The organism is Acidianus brierleyi, from assembly GCF_003201835.2.
Taxonomy (GTDB): Archaea; Thermoproteota; Thermoprotei_A; order Sulfolobales; family Sulfolobaceae; genus Aramenus; species Aramenus brierleyi.
The window spans coordinates 1,302,088-1,317,365 of the sequence record NZ_CP029289.2; the positions used below are offsets into that span (position 1 = coordinate 1,302,088).

Annotated in this window: 19 protein-coding genes and 2 tRNA genes; 13 read left to right on the forward strand and 8 right to left on the reverse strand. The window is 31.4% G+C overall.

All coding sequences use genetic code 11. The annotated features are described in order from the left end of the window. The first annotated feature begins 42 nt into the window (after positions 1 to 42). Entirely contained in the window at positions 43 to 348 is a 306-nt protein-coding gene (locus DFR85_RS22680; RefSeq protein ID WP_110270234.1) for an ArsR/SmtB family transcription factor, read from the forward strand. Here DFR85_RS22680 and pyrG read toward each other — a convergent pair. Next, positions 310 to 1,905 carry a CTP synthase gene (gene pyrG / locus DFR85_RS22685; RefSeq protein WP_110270235.1) on the reverse strand — a complete coding sequence of 532 codons (1,596 nt, stop codon included), beginning with the start codon at positions 1,903 to 1,905 and terminating at the stop codon, positions 310 to 312. The genes DFR85_RS22680 and pyrG overlap by 39 nt on opposite strands. 97 nt (positions 1,906 to 2,002) lie before the next feature. On the opposite strand from pyrG, the gene DFR85_RS22690 reads away from it, so the two are divergent. Both DFR85_RS22690 and DFR85_RS22695 read left to right on the forward strand, forming a co-directional pair. Continuing rightward, positions 2,003 to 2,683: an orotidine 5'-phosphate decarboxylase / HUMPS family protein gene (locus DFR85_RS22690; RefSeq protein WP_110271810.1), complete on the forward strand. Its 681-nt coding sequence runs from the start codon at positions 2,003 to 2,005 to the stop codon at positions 2,681 to 2,683. A gap of 15 nt (positions 2,684 to 2,698) precedes the next feature. Continuing rightward, entirely contained in the window at positions 2,699 to 3,175 is a 477-nt protein-coding gene (locus tag DFR85_RS22695) for a hypothetical protein (protein WP_110271811.1), read from the forward strand. Between the two features lie 5 nt (positions 3,176 to 3,180). On the opposite strand, the gene DFR85_RS22700 is transcribed toward DFR85_RS22695, so the two are convergent. From DFR85_RS22700 to glmM, 3 genes are read right to left on the reverse strand one after another with little or no spacing between them, the layout of a single operon-like run. Next, positions 3,181 to 3,594, reverse strand: coding sequence for a DUF2153 domain-containing protein (locus DFR85_RS22700; protein WP_110270236.1), 414 nt, complete (start codon positions 3,592 to 3,594; stop codon positions 3,181 to 3,183). A gap of 46 nt (positions 3,595 to 3,640) precedes the next feature. Continuing rightward, the gene (locus DFR85_RS22705) at positions 3,641 to 4,024 is read right to left on the reverse strand and encodes a Trm112 family protein (protein ID WP_110270237.1); all 384 of its coding nucleotides are present in this window, start codon (positions 4,022 to 4,024) and stop codon (positions 3,641 to 3,643) included. Beyond that, positions 4,021 to 5,388, reverse strand: a complete 1,368-nt coding sequence (glmM, locus tag DFR85_RS22710; RefSeq protein WP_110270238.1) for a phosphoglucosamine mutase — start codon at positions 5,386 to 5,388, stop codon at positions 4,021 to 4,023. The genes DFR85_RS22705 and glmM overlap by 4 nt, the downstream gene beginning before the upstream one ends. A 231-nt stretch (positions 5,389 to 5,619) precedes the next feature. On the opposite strand from glmM, the gene DFR85_RS22715 reads away from it, so the two are divergent. The 5 genes from DFR85_RS22715 (at position 5,620) to DFR85_RS31905 (ending at position 8,480) form a co-directional block, all read left to right on the forward strand. Continuing rightward, positions 5,620 to 5,708: transfer RNA gene (locus DFR85_RS22715), tRNA-Gly, on the forward strand. A 95-nt stretch (positions 5,709 to 5,803) separates the two neighbouring features. After that, positions 5,804 to 6,805 carry an NAD(P)/FAD-dependent oxidoreductase gene (locus tag DFR85_RS22720; RefSeq protein ID WP_110270239.1) on the forward strand — a complete coding sequence of 334 codons (1,002 nt, stop codon included), beginning with the start codon at positions 5,804 to 5,806 and terminating at the stop codon, positions 6,803 to 6,805. Between the two features lie 264 nt (positions 6,806 to 7,069). Continuing rightward, the gene (locus tag DFR85_RS31895) at positions 7,070 to 7,345 is read left to right on the forward strand and encodes a hypothetical protein (RefSeq protein WP_246253042.1); all 276 of its coding nucleotides are present in this window, start codon (positions 7,070 to 7,072) and stop codon (positions 7,343 to 7,345) included. After that, a complete protein-coding gene (locus DFR85_RS31900) occupies positions 7,321 to 7,566 on the forward strand; it encodes a hypothetical protein (protein WP_246253043.1) in 246 nt (81 codons plus the stop codon). Before DFR85_RS31895 ends, DFR85_RS31900 begins: the two co-directional genes overlap by 25 nt. Then, positions 7,563 to 8,480 (forward strand): cbb3-type cytochrome c oxidase subunit I, encoded by a 918-nt coding sequence (locus DFR85_RS31905; RefSeq protein ID WP_246253044.1) that lies wholly within the window; start codon positions 7,563 to 7,565, stop codon positions 8,478 to 8,480. Before DFR85_RS31900 ends, DFR85_RS31905 begins: the two co-directional genes overlap by 4 nt. Before the next feature lie 121 nt (positions 8,481 to 8,601). Here the strand turns inward: DFR85_RS31905 and DFR85_RS22730 are convergent, their stop codons facing one another. After that, complete coding sequence (locus DFR85_RS22730) at positions 8,602 to 9,765, reverse strand: NAD(P)/FAD-dependent oxidoreductase (protein ID WP_110270240.1); 1,164 nt, start codon at positions 9,763 to 9,765, stop codon at positions 8,602 to 8,604. Positions 9,766 to 9,996: 231 nt separating this feature from the next. On the opposite strand from DFR85_RS22730, the gene DFR85_RS22735 reads away from it, so the two are divergent. Beyond that, positions 9,997 to 10,755, forward strand: coding sequence for an SDR family oxidoreductase (locus tag DFR85_RS22735; protein WP_110270241.1), 759 nt, complete (start codon positions 9,997 to 9,999; stop codon positions 10,753 to 10,755). Positions 10,756 to 10,839: 84 nt separating this feature from the next. Here DFR85_RS22735 and DFR85_RS22740 read toward each other — a convergent pair. Continuing rightward, a tRNA-Met gene (locus tag DFR85_RS22740) sits at positions 10,840 to 10,913 on the reverse strand. Positions 10,914 to 11,035: 122 nt separating this feature from the next. Then, positions 11,036 to 11,587, reverse strand: a complete 552-nt coding sequence (locus DFR85_RS22745) for a hypothetical protein (RefSeq protein WP_162582711.1) — start codon at positions 11,585 to 11,587, stop codon at positions 11,036 to 11,038. A 137-nt stretch (positions 11,588 to 11,724) separates the two neighbouring features. Between DFR85_RS22745 and DFR85_RS22750 the strand changes: the two genes are divergently transcribed. Genes DFR85_RS22750 through DFR85_RS22765 form a run of 4 tightly spaced genes read left to right on the forward strand, consistent with a single transcriptional unit; the run spans position 11,725 to position 14,818 of the window. Further along, positions 11,725 to 12,624 (forward strand): DUF1464 family protein, encoded by a 900-nt coding sequence (locus DFR85_RS22750; RefSeq protein ID WP_110270243.1) that lies wholly within the window; start codon positions 11,725 to 11,727, stop codon positions 12,622 to 12,624. Beyond that, on the forward strand, positions 12,588 to 13,490 hold the full coding sequence (locus tag DFR85_RS22755; RefSeq protein WP_110270244.1) for a nucleotidyltransferase domain-containing protein: 903 nt from the start codon (positions 12,588 to 12,590) through the stop codon (positions 13,488 to 13,490). The genes DFR85_RS22750 and DFR85_RS22755 overlap by 37 nt, the downstream gene beginning before the upstream one ends. Continuing rightward, complete coding sequence (locus tag DFR85_RS22760; RefSeq protein ID WP_162582713.1) at positions 13,459 to 14,364, forward strand: triphosphoribosyl-dephospho-CoA synthase; 906 nt, start codon at positions 13,459 to 13,461, stop codon at positions 14,362 to 14,364. The genes DFR85_RS22755 and DFR85_RS22760 overlap by 32 nt, the downstream gene beginning before the upstream one ends. Continuing rightward, a complete protein-coding gene (locus DFR85_RS22765) occupies positions 14,345 to 14,818 on the forward strand; it encodes a metallophosphoesterase family protein (protein WP_246253045.1) in 474 nt (157 codons plus the stop codon). The genes DFR85_RS22760 and DFR85_RS22765 overlap by 20 nt, the downstream gene beginning before the upstream one ends. Here DFR85_RS22765 and rimI read toward each other — a convergent pair. Further along, positions 14,749 to 15,276 carry a ribosomal protein S18-alanine N-acetyltransferase gene (gene rimI, locus DFR85_RS22770; RefSeq protein WP_110270247.1) on the reverse strand — a complete coding sequence of 176 codons (528 nt, stop codon included), beginning with the start codon at positions 15,274 to 15,276 and terminating at the stop codon, positions 14,749 to 14,751. The two genes, DFR85_RS22765 and rimI, sit on opposite strands and share 70 nt — an antisense overlap. Between the last annotated feature and the right edge of the window lie 2 nt (positions 15,277 to 15,278).

Below are 15,278 nucleotides of genomic sequence, written 5' to 3' on the forward strand. Positions count from 1 at the left end.
AGAAGAAACTCTTTTGAATAATTTAATATTAAGTCATGTATCATGGAAATAAATGTAGATGATCCAGAAGAGATACTTAAAATAGCCGAAGCATTATCTTCTATAACGAGAATAAATATTTTAAAAATTCTTAATGAATCGCCTAAAAGTATTACAGAACTTAGTGAAGAACTAAAAATGACAAAAGGCAATATTAGTAATCAAGTAGCTTTATTGGAAAATGCTGGGCTGGTTGATATAGAGTATCAGAATGGTGTAAAAGGAATAAAAAAGATTATTAAAACAAAATATAATAGAATAATTATAAGCTTAGATATTAGCAGCAGCCCTAAGGAAGCCAACAAATAATGGTGCAGGATTAAGAGGTCTACTCTTGAATTCTGGATGTGCTTGGGTTGCTACAAAGAATTTATGATCCTTAAGTTCTATTACTTCAACTAGACCATTTTCGCTAACTCCTGAAATTGTCAATCCTGCAGATTGAAGTTTATCTACATATTCTGGATTTACTTCATACCTATGTCTATGTCTCTCAAAAATCTCTGTTTTCCCATATAATGAATAAACCGTAGTACCTTCCTTTAGTATTACTTTTTGCGAACCTAATCTCATAGTTCCCCCAAACTGCGTTACTCTTTTCTGATCATCTAAAAGTGTTATAACTGGATAGGGAGTAGAGGGATCAACTTCTGTAGTATTCGCATTCTTTAGATTAAGTACATTTCTTGCAAATTCAACAACCGCAAGTTGTAATCCATAGCAGATGCCCAAATACGGTACATTATTAACTCTAGCATAATGAATAGCATTTATTTTACCTTCAACACCTCTAGCACCAAATCCTGGCAAAACAATTATTCCGTCTATTTTTTTAAATTTATCATTAAGATTTACTATATTTTCTAAATCAGTAGATTCTATCCAAACAATATTAACTTTAAGACCTAAAAAAGCTGCTGCATGAAGAACTGCTTCTTTTATACTCAGATAACTATCTTTTAATTTAGTATATTTACCTACCAATGCGACGTTTACTTCTTTTGAACCGTCTTTAAGAGATTCAATAAATGATTTCCAGTTCGAAATATCTGGTATAGTATCCTTTAGATCTAATTTTTGTGTTAATTTATGAGTAATTCCTTGCTCATTTAGTATTATAGGAACTTCGTATGAAGTAGGTACATCATAGCTTGAAAATATATAATCTGCCCTTACATTAGTAAATAACGCTATTTTTTTCTTAGTATCTTCGTCTAATTTCACTATAGATCTAGCTATTATTATATCTGGTTGAATACCTATTCTTCTTAGTTCTTGAACACTATGCTGTAACGGTTTAGTTTTTAATTCGCCAGTTACGTTTAAATACTCTACTAAGGCCACATGTACAAAAACTACGTTATGCTCTTCCTCCTCTAAATGTAATTGTCTAACAGCTTCCAAAAATGGCAAACTCTCTATATCACCTACTGTACCTCCTATTTCTACTATCACAATATCTGCGTTATCTAACTCTCCAGCTTTCCTTATCATAGATTTTATTTCATCTGTTACATGAGGTATTATCTGAACTGTTTGACCTAAATACTTACCTTCCCTTTCCTTTTTTATTACATTAAAATATACTTTACCTGCAGTTACATTATTATATTTATTCATATTAATATCTAGAAATCGCTCATAATGTCCTAAATCTAGATCAGTTTCGGCTCCATCGTCTGTAACAAAAACTTCTCCATGCATGTATGGATTCATCGTACCTGCATCAACATTAATATATGGATCTACCTTAACTACTGTGACTCTATAACCCATGCTTTTAAGAAGTAAGCCCAACGAAGCTGCAGCAGTACCTTTACCTACACTTGAAAGTACTCCACCTGTTACTATGACATACTTACGCATTTCAAGTAATCACAGTAACGCATTTTCATTTTTCTAGAATAAAAGTTCTTTTGTAGATTAGTTTATTATTACACATCTACTTCTTTAAATCGATATGATTAGAAATTCTCTCTTAAATAAGCTAAGAGAAAGGAAAAATTTACAAGTTGCTTTAGATTTCATTAACATAAACGACGCAATTAAAGTAGCAAAGCAAGCTATAGAGGGAGGTGCAGAAATTATTGAAGATGGAACACCTTTAATAAAATCCGCAGGTATTCAAGGTCTATTAAAGCTAGATGAAATAGCTAATGAAAAAATATTACTAGCAGATACTAAAACTGCAGATGCAGGCGATATAGAAGTAGAAATAGCTAAGAGAGGTAATGCGAAAATAATGACAGTATTAGGAATAATGGACGATTCTACTATAGAGTCTGCAGTAAATAAAGCTAAAGAATTAGATATACTTGTTCAGGCCGATCTAATAAACGTTAAGGATACAATACAAAGAGCAAAAGAATTACATGATATAGGGGTTGACATAATAGGATTTCATGTCGGGCTAGATGTTCAAAAGAAAAGAAACATAACCGTAGCCTCCTTAAAGGAAGAAATAAAAGAAATATCTAAATTCACAATAGTATCTGTTGCAGGTGGATTAAACGCTAGCAATATTAAAGATTTACTAGATATACCTATTAATATTTACGTAGTAGGAGGCGCGATAACTAGAAGTAATAATCCTTATGAGGCTACAAAAGAAATAGTTAACGTAATAAATACCAGTTACAAATAAGTAATGGGGAAAAATTTGTCACAGCCTGGTCAAGCTTCTAAATCTAAAGAACTTAAAAATGTTTCAAAACAAGTTATTACACCAAGCATCTTAAAAGAAGATAAGAGGAAACTAGAATTATTATATATTATAAAAGTACTAAATACTATATCTGAAAGAGCTCTTACTACACTCTTGTATGAGGCTAAAGACAAAGGATTAGACTTAAAATACGAATTTAACACAGTAGGAAATAATATATTTAGTCCATCAATAAAGGAAGATATAACAACTCTACTTTATTTAGGACTTATAGAGACAGATCCTTCAACTAAAAAGTTAAAATTGTCTACAGATGGTGAAGAAGCCCTAGAATCTAACTTAGCCTCTATAGACGATAATTTCAAGAATCAATTAAATCAAATATTAAATGACGTAAAGAACAAAATTGTTGCAATAGATGAAGAATATTCCTTAAAATTGAGATCAGAAAGGAGATCTAGAAGAAGATAATTATTTTACATAGTTGTAAATGTTCCTCTCCTACCTTGGTTTTGTTGTTCTTCTAGTAATGGTCTGCTCCATATTAGCGGGTCTAATTTTCCTTCTTTACCAAGTTTTGTTATTAAATCCCTAGCCTCTGATGTATGTCTTATGTCAAGTTCTAATAACTGTTCTAAAATTCCCCAGCTGGTCCTCTTAACATCTTCTAACATTTCTTTTGGCATATGCTTTATTACCATAGGATCTTGAAGCCACTGATCAAAAGCTTTTATCGTTCTCATCATATGTTGGAATGCTACTCTAGACGCTAATATTAAATCTAATCTGTCCATTGCTTGATCTTGTTTCTGCATATCCTTGAGAGTTGCTAGCAAATTCTTTTGCATCTTTATCCATTCGTCTAGATTAGATATGAATGAGTTTTCCAAAGCTTACACCAGAATAACTATCTGCAAACTAATTAATAAGTTCATTTTAACTCCCTAAATTTACTGGAAGTCCATTCTCAGTAATCTCTTTAGGAATCTTCTGCTTATATTTCTCCAGGAATTTTATATCGTCTTCCTTTTTCCTTAGTTTATCTGGAAGCATCCTAGGTATCTCGTCCATAATTGGATACCATCTCTTACACGAAGGACAATAAAGCAATCCTTCCACTATTTCTTTCTTATAACACTCGTCACAAGGGGGTTCTGAAATATCCTTGATATAAGCGTTTTTATATGCACAGTATAGCTCACATAGTGGTTTTTTCTCGTCAGTAGATCTATCAACATTTTTTTCATCAAACACAAAAAGTTGCATTGGAAAATGTTTACACATAGGGCAAGCCAATATATCCATTAACCTATATTTCAAGCTAGACTACCTACAAGTTTTATTAAATCATTAGCTAATGAAGTTGCCTCTTTTTCGTCCTTAGATTCTACCATAATTCTGATTATTGGTTCAGTACCACTTTTTCTTACTAGAAACCAAAAATCATTTCCTATTATTTTTACACCGTCTACTGTTATTATTTCTCCTTTATTTCCATATATTCTTTTTAATTCGTCGTAGATTTTTTGAACATTTGTGGTAGTCTTTATACTTACTTTAGTCTTTATTGGATAATATTTAGGCAATCTATCAAAAAGTTCTGCAGAACTTACATTTTCATTAGCTAAATACTCTAACATTAGCGCAAAAGACATTGCACCATCCCTCACATATTGATGCTCAGGAAAGATAAAACCACCATTTTCCTCAAAACCTGCTAATCCTTTTTCTTCCATTAAATAATGTGCTATATCTACGCTTCCTACCTTTGTCCATTTTACACTTATATTATACTTTGATAAGAACTCTTGAACTAGAACTGAACTAGAGACTGCAGTAAATATTCTTCTAGGAAACTCTGATTCTTTGGTAGATACCCAATACGATAAAAGAGTTCCACTTCTGTCTCCCCATTGTACTCTACCTTCAGAGTCTATAAAAATAACTCTATCAGCATCGCCGTCATGGGCTATAGCTAAATCTACACTTAGGTCTTTAGCTATTTTGGCTGTTTCTTTTAAACTATCCATTGTTGGTTCTGGCATCCTAGCAGGAAACAAGGGATCCAGATTAGTATTAGTAGTATAAATTTTGCATCCTAATTCTCTAGCAACTATGGGAGAAGTTATAGAACCTACACTATTAGCACCGTCTATCAAAACTTTAAAATTCTTTTTCCTAATCTTATCTACGTCAACATGAGATAAAACACCATTAACATATGTATCTATAATTCTATCATCTCGCTTGATATCATAAGTTAGGTATGTCCAATCAGCTGTGGAAAACTTATCATTAAAATATATATCTTCTATAATATTTTCTTTATCTCTAGATATTTCCACTCCGTCTCTATCTATAACCTTTATACCATTATATTGTGCTGGATTATGACTAGCAGTTATTATAACACCTGCATCATAGTTAAGTGTCTTTACAGCATATTGTAATGTTGGAGTAGGTGCGAATCCTCCTTCATAAACCTTTATACCAGTACTTAAAAGTCCACTTTCAACAGCCCTCATAAACATATCTCCGCCAGCCCTTGCATCCCTGCCTATTAATATTGTAGAGCCTTTCCCAAAGAATGTACCAACTGCCTTACCTATTTTTAAAGCTAATTCTGGAGTTAACTCGTTATTTATAGTTCCTCTAATTCCATCTGTTCCGAAAAGCTTTCCCATACATTTTTAATAACACTTACCAAATATAAATCTAAAAGGAAAACGATTATCATCAATGTTTACGTAAAATCCTTATCACTTAAGGAATAAAGATATTATGCTAAAACTTTTCGAAACTACTGGAGTGTCTTATTATGCATAAATTTCAGTTTTTCCAGCGGAAATCATTTCTTCATTCGACCCTCTTTTCATCATTAATCTTTTTATACAATCCTTTACTAAATTAATATTGCGGTCGTAGTCCAGCCTGGATAGGACGCTGGCCTCCCATAAATTATGGAGTGAGCCAGTAATCCCGGGTTCAAATCCCGGCGGCCGCATAATTCATATACGTCTTTTAGATATAATCTTTTTAATTATACTAAAAGTAAATACTACAATAAAACTTTTTACTTATTTATCTTTATAATAGCTTATGAATGATAAAGAAAAACTAGAAATATACGATGTTATAATAATTGGTGCAGGGATAGCAGGGTTAAGCGCAGCACTTTATTCCGCTAGACAGAAACTGAACACGCTAGTAATATCAAAAGATCTAGGAGGGCAATTAAATTTGACCCAATTAATTGAAAATTATCCAGCAATATCTGCAGATACTGGAATAGGCCTAGCGTCTAAAGTTGAATCTCAAGCCAAAAAATTTGGTGCAAAATTTATTTATGGTGAGGAAGTTTCAGCAATAGAAAAGAAAGACAGTTTATTTATAGTTAGAGGTATAAAAGACGAATACTTTGCAAAATCTGTAATATTAGCGTTTGGAAAATCACCTAGGGAACTTAAAGTTCCAGGAGAAAATGAATTAAAAGGAAAAGGGGTTTCATATTGTGCAATATGCGATGCGGCATTCTTTAAAGATGTCCCTGCTGCTGTAGTAGGAGAAGGAGATCCAGGTTTAGAAGCTATAGATTTGCTAGGTAAATATGCAAAACCTGCTTATTATATATCTAGAAGTTTACAATTAGCAGGAGAGCCAGATCTTGTAAACAGTGTAATGAACAATAAGAATATTATCCCATTATTAGGATACACTGTCGAAGCTATTGAAGGAAATTCTAAAGTAGAAGGCATCAAAATACGAAATATAAAAACTAATGAAGAAAAAGAAATTAAAGTAGAAGGCATAATAATAGAAATGGGATATTTACTCAATACAACATTCCTTAAAGGTTTAGTAAAACTCAATGAAAAGGGAGAGGTTATAATAGATGATTTAGCAAAAACATCTATGGATGGCATATTTGCAGCAGGAGACATAACTCAAATACCTTACAAACAAGCCGTAGTAGCAGCAGCAGATGGTGTAAAAGCAGCGTTATCTGCGTATAATTATATTAGAAGTTTACAAGGATTACCGCCTGTAACAGTGGACTGGAAAGCTGAAAAAAAGAAAACTGTTATATCATTTAGATTATAATTTCTATATTTTAAATTATTTTAAGTTTAATATATATATAAGGAATTTCTATGATATAATTAAAGAACAATGTTAAGCTATATATAAAAATCAATAAAAAAGTTTTTTTCATCAAATTCTTATAAACCGTATATAGCTCATAGATTAAAAATCTTAAAAAATACGAAATAAACCTAGATTATATGAAATCATTTTCAGTAGAGTTAAAAGATATTATAACCGGCAATATTTCAACTTGATAAGGATTGGGTATCAAGGATAACTATGGCAATGATTATTGTGAGTTTAGTATGGGGTATACTAGGAATAATAGATGCTCTGATGGTTAGAATCCAAGAGGCTGCATGGGCTACTAGTTCATCCCTACTTTTAACTTCTCAAGAGTATTACGGTTCTATAGCATTACATGCTATGCGAGATTTCTTTGCATTTGCAGTACAGTTAGAATTAGCTATTTTCATTTTTATCTCATTTAGGCTAATAAAAATGCAACCAAAAAGAAATGGATGCTCAACTTGGGATTCATTCTATTTAATATAGCGTTTATGTTAATAGAAGGTCCAATAGTAGTATTTCCAACATTTAATGATAATTATTTCCCATCAGATAGTTGGTATTATCTATCACCATATGGTGTTGCTGGATATTCACAGTATGTAGTAAGTCCATTATGGTATTTTGGTTGGGAAATAATGGATGCTGGAGTTTATTTAATGGTTATATGGATGGTTTATCAATTTTATATGCTTCTAAGGAAATGAAAGAGAAATTGCCTATATTTTCAGTATTTTCAATAATGACTGCGCTTATGATAGCTTTAGGTTGGAGTGAGGCAACTGCGGCAAATACATGGGACTTATTAGCATATTATGGTATATCAAAGCTAAATGTAATTTCTGATCAAATAGCGTTCGGTATATTATGGCATTCAATAGTATACATGACCTGGATGCCTGCAGTAGCATCATTATACTTTCTTATTCCTATTTTGGCTAATAAGCCTCTATATAGTGATAGAATGGGAAGAATTTCAGCACTGCTTTATCTAATATTTTCAAATAACGTTCCAATACACCACTTATACATGGTAAACTTACCAGTAGGAATAAAAGTCCTTGAAGAAGTATTAACGTTCGCTGTGGTAGTCCCATCAATGATGACGTTCTTCAACTTATGGGCAACAACAAAAGGAGCTAAAATCAATCTTAACTTAATAAGTGTTTGGATATCAATAGCTTTTGCAGGATCTATAGCTGCAGGAGTAACTGGAATAGCCAACGGAGATCTGAGTTTTGATTCTATAATACATGATAGTATGTGGGTAGTAGGACACTTCCATGCTATGATATTCTTCTCAATTGTTCCAGCAGGATTCGCGACACTATATTACATGGTACCAGCATTAACAGGAAGACAATGGTATTCCAATAAGCTAGGATGGATTCACATGGTTGGATATGTGATAGGAACAGTAATGATAGTAGTAGGTTTTGACGACTTAGGTTTAGAAGGACTAATGAGAAAGGCTGAAATATTCCCATTAATACCTGCATATATAACTCCTGAAATATTAGCTAGTGCTGGCGCTTTTATAGCAGATACTGCTACATTATTATGGTTAGGTAATCTAGTGCTAACATTATTAAAAGAAGAACTGGAAATTTTGAGAATATGAACGTAAATGCTGTAATATCTACAATAGCTATATCACTTCAAATCCCACAAAACTCAGAACTGACTATTATAAATAAAGTTAAAAAACACCTATAGTAAAACTTTTTAAAAAAAATTCTTAATTAAATATTTTTATATGAAAATAATCTTTCTAGGTATGCTTGTTCCCAATTATCTTTTTGTAGTGTATATTCTTTTTTAAGCTCTGGATCTTTAGATGGCTTTGGAGGCTTAGAAGTTAGATCTAATCTGAACTGAAGACTGTATGTTTCTAATTTTCCTTCAAGATTTCCCATATATGCCCAACCTACAAATGCATATTGGACTGGAACTTTATCTGATATCCCTTCAATTTCCATTATTTTATTAGCTGCAAATAAAGAGCTTTCGAACGCTATTTCTTGATTTTTAGGGAAAGGCAATTTTGCTACATCCCCAGCAGATAGCACGTCGTCATATTTAGGATGTCTTAAATCTTGTGGAGATCTTACATCGACATAATCATCTCCTAATCCTGAATCTTTTATAAAGGACGGTGCTCTATTTGGCTCTAACATAGCAAGAATATCAAATTTATATTTCTCTCCACTCTTTGTTATTACTTCTTTATCATTCATTTCTATTATCTCTTGGTTAGTAACTAAGTTGATCTTAGCTTTTTCAAATACTTGTGAAACTATGTCAGCAGTGAATGGAGGCTGTGTTTTATCATTAGCGTCTATATATGTAATATTGAATTTATCTCTAATTCCTCTATATTTTAATATTGTATGAATTAACATAGCTGTCTCTGTAGGAGCAGGAGCACATCTATAAGGTGCTTTAGGTGCATATACTACTATATTACCTTCTGTTTTAGTCCAAACTCTTTCTTTAAGAACATTTACTCTTCCTAAATCATAAACTGTTGTATTTTTCCACCACCATTTGTCATATCCGTTTATACTACTACCATCAAATATTATACCAGGAGCGATAACTAAATAATCATACGAGACCTCTTTAGTAGTACTGCTTGTAGTTTCAGAAACATATATTTTTCTTTCGTCCGGATCAATCTTATATACGCTACCTACAGTTAATTTTATTCCTTTCTTGCCTACTTCCTCGTATCCTCTTACCATTCTTTCGTATTTTTGTTCACCAGTTAACAGCAATGGTCTGCTAGGTCCAGTAAAATAATACTGATCCTTATTTATAACAGTTATATCGAAGCCTTTAGAAACTAGTGTTGTAGCAACTCCCATTCCAGCTATTCCGCCACCTAAAATAACTATCTTTTTCATAGTTTATTTATATCTTATAAAAAATATAGAATTTTCTAAACATAAATATAATGGCAAGCATTATAAGCTAGTTTAACCAATATTATATTTTCAAATTCTTATTTCTAAATATCAAATATATTAGAAATATATCTATAGATAATTTTTAAGCCTTTTTTTAGTTAAAAATAGTATTGTAACCTAGATTATAATCAATTAAAGTTAAATCTTATGATTGTTAAATAGGGAATTATGTCATTTAATGGAAAAGTTGTTGTAGTAACTGGAGGAACAAAAGGTATTGGAAGAGCTATTTCTGAAAAATTTAAGTCACTAGGGGCAAATGTTATTATACTATATAACTCCTCTGACAATATAGCAAGAGAACTTGAAGAAAAGGGATTTCTTACTATAAAATGTGACGTTTCAAAAAGATCACAAGTAAAGAAGGCCGCAGAAATAGTCGCAGAAAAATATGATAAGGTTGATGTATTAGTTAATAATGCAGGAATCTGGTATCTATTTTCCTTTGAAGAGTTTGATGAAGAAAAATATGAAAAGATGATGAAAATAAATCTAGATGGCACTATTTATGTTACATACGAATTCTTACCCTTAATCAAGAAATCCAAAGGCGTTATAATAAATATGGCATCGAATGCTGGTCTAGGGACTTCGGCTATAGGAAATACTTTCTATTCAATAACTAAGGCAGGAATAATTATTCTAACACGCAGATTAGCTTATGAGTTAGGGAAATATGGTATTAGAGTTAACGCTGTAGCACCAGGCTGGGTAGAGACAGATATGACTATAGGAGGAAAAAGTGCTGAGGAAATAGAAAAATTAAGACAATGGTTTAAGGATAGAACTATGCTACATACAACAGGAAAACCAGAATATATAGCAAATATAGTAAGTTTCTTAGCTAGTGAAGACTCCACATATATAACCGGTCAGATAATAGTAGCTGATGGAGGAAGAATTGATTATCTTACACATGGTATTTAGAAATTTTTATCCTTATTCTTGGATGTAATAATTATAGAATATTATAGATTAATAAAATATCTTTTGGAGGTAGGGAGAACCAGATAGCGGCGCCTGGATTTGAACCAGGGACCTCAGGGTTATGAGCCCTGCGGCCTACCAGGCTGGCCTACGCCGCTATTTTACCCTACCTACTTAACTACATAACTGCTTGATATTAAAATCTAACTTGCAATATTTAGTTACGAACTATGTAACTCTCTACGGAACTAACGCGTCTATATTTATAAATCCCTAATTTTTAAATTGCACTTGTAATTTCCACCTTTATCTGACCTTTTTCCTCTTGTATATTAGCAGATATAGATGCTATATCCACTATAGAAGTTATAAGATCTCTAGCCGACGAAACAAGCTTCTCTTGGATATCTTGTGGATAAATAGGAAAAGATATAATTATTTGATTATTATTAATGCTAATAGCTCCAACTAAAGAGAAGAAGAATTTTATAACAGATATAAATATAGGAATTATTTGATTATTATTTAGTGACATTTGTCTTATTAATAATCCAAATCCTCTTCCTAAATCTATCCATTGGCTTTGCTGTATATTGGATATAGCTGTTAGAGGTACTATAATTATTCTCTTATACTTGAATAGCTTTTCCATTATTATTATCTCATCTTTAATATCTTTCAAAGATACTCCAGACTCTTCAATATCTAACGCCGCCTCTACTAGTTCATTAGTATATTTATATGCGGAGTAATTTTTCTTACTTGCGTTTTCCGACAGTCTATTATATATATCGCTTCGCATGAAGCAGGGATGTCTACTATCTTTTTTCATGTATACATCTTGTATACAATTGTATATTATTATTTTAAAATTTTTCTTTCAGTGGCTGCCCACTAACTTCACAAAATCGGTAAAATTTTTGTCATCATCTAGTTGGATTTATTTAAGCTGAATTAAAAGTCTTTTTTATGATATGTGCAGGAGTTGACCCAGGTAGCGAAAGTTATGCAATAGCTTTCGTTGATGAATTAGGAAGATTAGTAAAATATTATGAAATCCCAACAGAACTTGTCGTAAACGCTAGTATGTCTATTGTTAAATACATAGCCGATTTAAGGCCAAAATTAATTACATTACCTTCTGGACACGGTTTACCATTCTACAAAATAAGCGATATTCAAGATAAAGAAATATTTCTACTTACATTATCTGATCCTAAAAAAACAGGACCATTACATAATTTTCTAAGGGCCGCTAAAGGCCTAAATGGAGTAACTTTACCTTCGATTGTAGAACTAGAAAGCGTTCCAAATTATAGAAAAACTAATATTATAGATATGGGTACTGCAGATAAGCTAGCATCTACCTTTTTTTATAGAACATTTTTCGATAGTTTTGTACTAGTAGAAGCGGGTAGACATTTTTATTCTGTTATAGTTGTAATAAATGGAAAAGTTATAGACGGATTTGGGGGTACAGTAATACCTGGGCCCTTCGCACCTGGAGCCTTAGACGGAGAAGTAGCATATCTTTTATCTAAATACTCTAAGATAACTAAAGACACAATATATACTAATGGCGATAAAAAAAGAGCTATAGAAATTGTAAAAATTATTTCAGAATGGTATAGTACAAAATATGATATACCTATAATAATTTCTGGAAAAGATAAATATAATATAGATTTTGGAGAAAAATTTGAGTTCAAATTTAAAGAATCTGCTATAGGAGCCTCATATATTGCTAATGCTCTATGTGGTGGTATATATAGAAAATATATTGATATGCTTAAGAGTAGTAACACACCTATATATTATGTGAGACTTAAAGGATGGGAAGAAATTATTTCCTTGATAAAGACGCTTTAATAGACAAGAATGACAATATATTTTTTGTACTTACTAATTATAACCCTTATGGCTATGTCTTTGCATATTTAAAATATATATATACAGGAAAAGGTTTATGGAAAGGATTTGATAGAAATTTAAGATACTATGGAATAAGAAACTTATTACAATCAAGGCAAGAGTTTATTTATGAACCTTGCTTTGGAGCTTCTTTCCCAATTAAAAGACTTTCAGAAGTCAAAAAACACTTAACTCCAGAAGATAAGATAGATGAGATTATCCGTAAAAGTAGCACGTCAGAATTAGACGAAATAATATTGGATTTAATATCCAAGATAGATGTAAAAAATATAGGTATTACCGGCTCAATTCTCCTTAACATTCAGCATTCTAAATCCGATATAGATTTTGTCATATATGGAGATAAAGACACTGAAGATTTCTTCAATACTTTTGAGGGATTTGATATTGATAAGGATTGGATTTTGGAGACTTCTAAAAATTATAATATACCAGTAGAATTAGCTAAAAGTTTATACAATAAAAAAACTAGAGGAATATATAAAGGTATAAAGTATTCTATATTATTTGTAGATAATAAACCATGGCAATATTGTAAAGATATCTGTATAAAAGAAGGTCCGATAAAAATTTCTGGCGATATTTATGGCGACGTAAGAGCATTATACTATCCATCAACGGCATTCCTCTTCAGTAATAAAAAAACTTTTAAAATATTATCTTATGAGGGTATATATAATACTGTACTATATGGAAATCATAAAGTAGAGATTTATGGAATGTTAATGGAGTGTAATGAAGATAATACTATAATTGTAGGTGATAGAGAAATTGGAGGTTACATTAGACCTTATATGCAGTGAGATAGCAGGATTATTAAGTAAGTCAAGTATTATAGAGTCTCTAGTATTTAAGCCTGGCAATGCCTCAAGATATCAAGATATAAACAGCGTAAAATTTAGAGACATACTAGAGTCTGCAATAATTTCTGAGGAAAGTTACAAAATTGCATGTAAAAGAGGATTTTATTCTGATAGACCTATATATGATTTATTGTATAGATCAATATATATATCCAAAATTATAGATGTAAATTTCTCGATATTTGGTACTGAAATTAGTTTATTACCATTAGCATATAGTTCTGTTCTAGCTTATAATCTAGATTCATTAATTTCTATGTCTACTCAAGTAGTTAGAAGCCTAGATAGGGACGATAGCAAATGGTTTTCTAATTCACTCAATGAACTTAAATTGTCATACCTAGGAACTTTAAGTTCCATGGACTTTAGAAATATGGAAGAAACTCTATGGAACGTATTCATGTATTCTTCAAACGAAGATAGCTTAATAAGAAATATAGTAAGAAATTATGAATATAGTATAGAAGTTTATAATATAATTAGACAAAATCCTTGTAAAGACTTTGAAAATAATATACAAACAGCGTTTATACGGATACTTAGTAAAGTGCCAGACGGTTTAATATACAGAAAATTTGGAGCCAGAGTAGCTTTACGAGTTTCTGACTATGCATCAAAATTACCAGAATGTCCATCCCAAAGCGATCTATATGAATTTAACAAATTTCTAGTCTCAAACAAATATAACCCTGGCTCTACAGCAGATATTATAGCTACTGGATTAGCATTATATAATTTGGATAAATGGTATGAAAAAACTCGCCTTAATATCAGGCTTCCCTTGCCAAGAGGATGTGATAGAATATATAAATGATCAAAAATTTGACGCAGTAATAGGATTAGGAGATATAGAATGCCCACAATTTCTAAATAATTTTTATGGAATACTTGGCGAATTTGAAAGCGTATTTGTAATGAAATACTTGAAAAAGACAAATAGATTAATACAAACCTCTATTTACGGATTATCTGTTAATTTTTCAGATAAAATCGTAATAACACATTTTCCACCTAAAGGTTTTGGTACAGGTATAATAGGAAATTTTATGATAGGAAATGAGGAGACAACTAAAAAAATTCTACATAACAAGCCTAAAATAGTATTACATGGACATTCAGAATATCCATCAATATCAGAAAAAAATGGCATAAAAATAATATCTATAGGCTCATTATATAATGGGTTTTACACTGAATATTATCCTGACAACGTAGAATTTGTGTTTAAAAGAGCTGCCATTAAATACGCATCTTCTCCATCAGCATAATAATGTTTTAATATTTTTATTTTTACAAATCCATGCTTTTCATACATGGAAATTGCAGGATAATTGCTTACTCTAACTTCTAAATAGACCTCTTCAGCGCCATAATCATCTTTCATACTTTTCATTGAAGCTTCTAATAATGAGCTGCCAATACCCTGATTTCTAAATTGTTCTAGGACTGCAATAGACACTACATGACCTTTTTTTACTAGACTAGGTATTGATTTAAAATTACTGAATCCATATTCAATTCTAGGCATTATATAACCTACTATATCTCCGTCAATCACAGCTACATAAAATGCCTTATCATAATCCTTCACGTGTTCCACAAAAAAATAATATGGATAGTTCTCTGGGAGAGCTAATCTATTTATTTTCATTATTTGATCAACATCATCAAGCCTTACATTCCTTAATGTAAAAGTTGACTTGTGACTATTAGTAGCTTGCTCCATGC

Bases quoted from the DNA above. Each gene is read 5' to 3' on its own strand.
- glmM (WP_110270238.1), bottom strand. From the start codon at position 5,388: ATGGGAAAGCTTTTCGGAACAGATGGAATTAGAGGAACTATAAATAAC.
- pyrG (WP_110270235.1), bottom strand. From the start codon at position 1,905: ATGCGTAAGTATGTCATAGTAACAGGTGGAGTACTTTCAAGTGTAGGT.
- DFR85_RS22745 (WP_162582711.1), bottom strand. From the start codon at position 11,587: ATGAAAAAAGATAGTAGACATCCCTGCTTCATGCGAAGCGATATATAT.
- DFR85_RS22680 (WP_110270234.1), top strand. From the start codon at position 43: ATGGAAATAAATGTAGATGATCCAGAAGAGATACTTAAAATAGCCGAA.
- DFR85_RS22730 (WP_110270240.1), bottom strand. From the start codon at position 9,765: ATGAAAAAGATAGTTATTTTAGGTGGCGGAATAGCTGGAATGGGAGTT.
- rimI (WP_110270247.1), bottom strand. From the start codon at position 15,276: ATGGAGCAAGCTACTAATAGTCACAAGTCAACTTTTACATTAAGGAAT.
- DFR85_RS22720 (WP_110270239.1), top strand. From the start codon at position 5,804: ATGAATGATAAAGAAAAACTAGAAATATACGATGTTATAATAATTGGT.
- DFR85_RS22750 (WP_110270243.1), top strand. From the start codon at position 11,725: ATGATATGTGCAGGAGTTGACCCAGGTAGCGAAAGTTATGCAATAGCT.
- DFR85_RS22735 (WP_110270241.1), top strand. From the start codon at position 9,997: ATGTCATTTAATGGAAAAGTTGTTGTAGTAACTGGAGGAACAAAAGGT.
- DFR85_RS31905 (WP_246253044.1), top strand. From the start codon at position 7,563: ATGAAAGAGAAATTGCCTATATTTTCAGTATTTTCAATAATGACTGCG.
- DFR85_RS22755 (WP_110270244.1), top strand. From the start codon at position 12,588: ATGGGAAGAAATTATTTCCTTGATAAAGACGCTTTAATAGACAAGAAT.
- DFR85_RS31895 (WP_246253042.1), top strand. From the start codon at position 7,070: ATGGCAATGATTATTGTGAGTTTAGTATGGGGTATACTAGGAATAATA.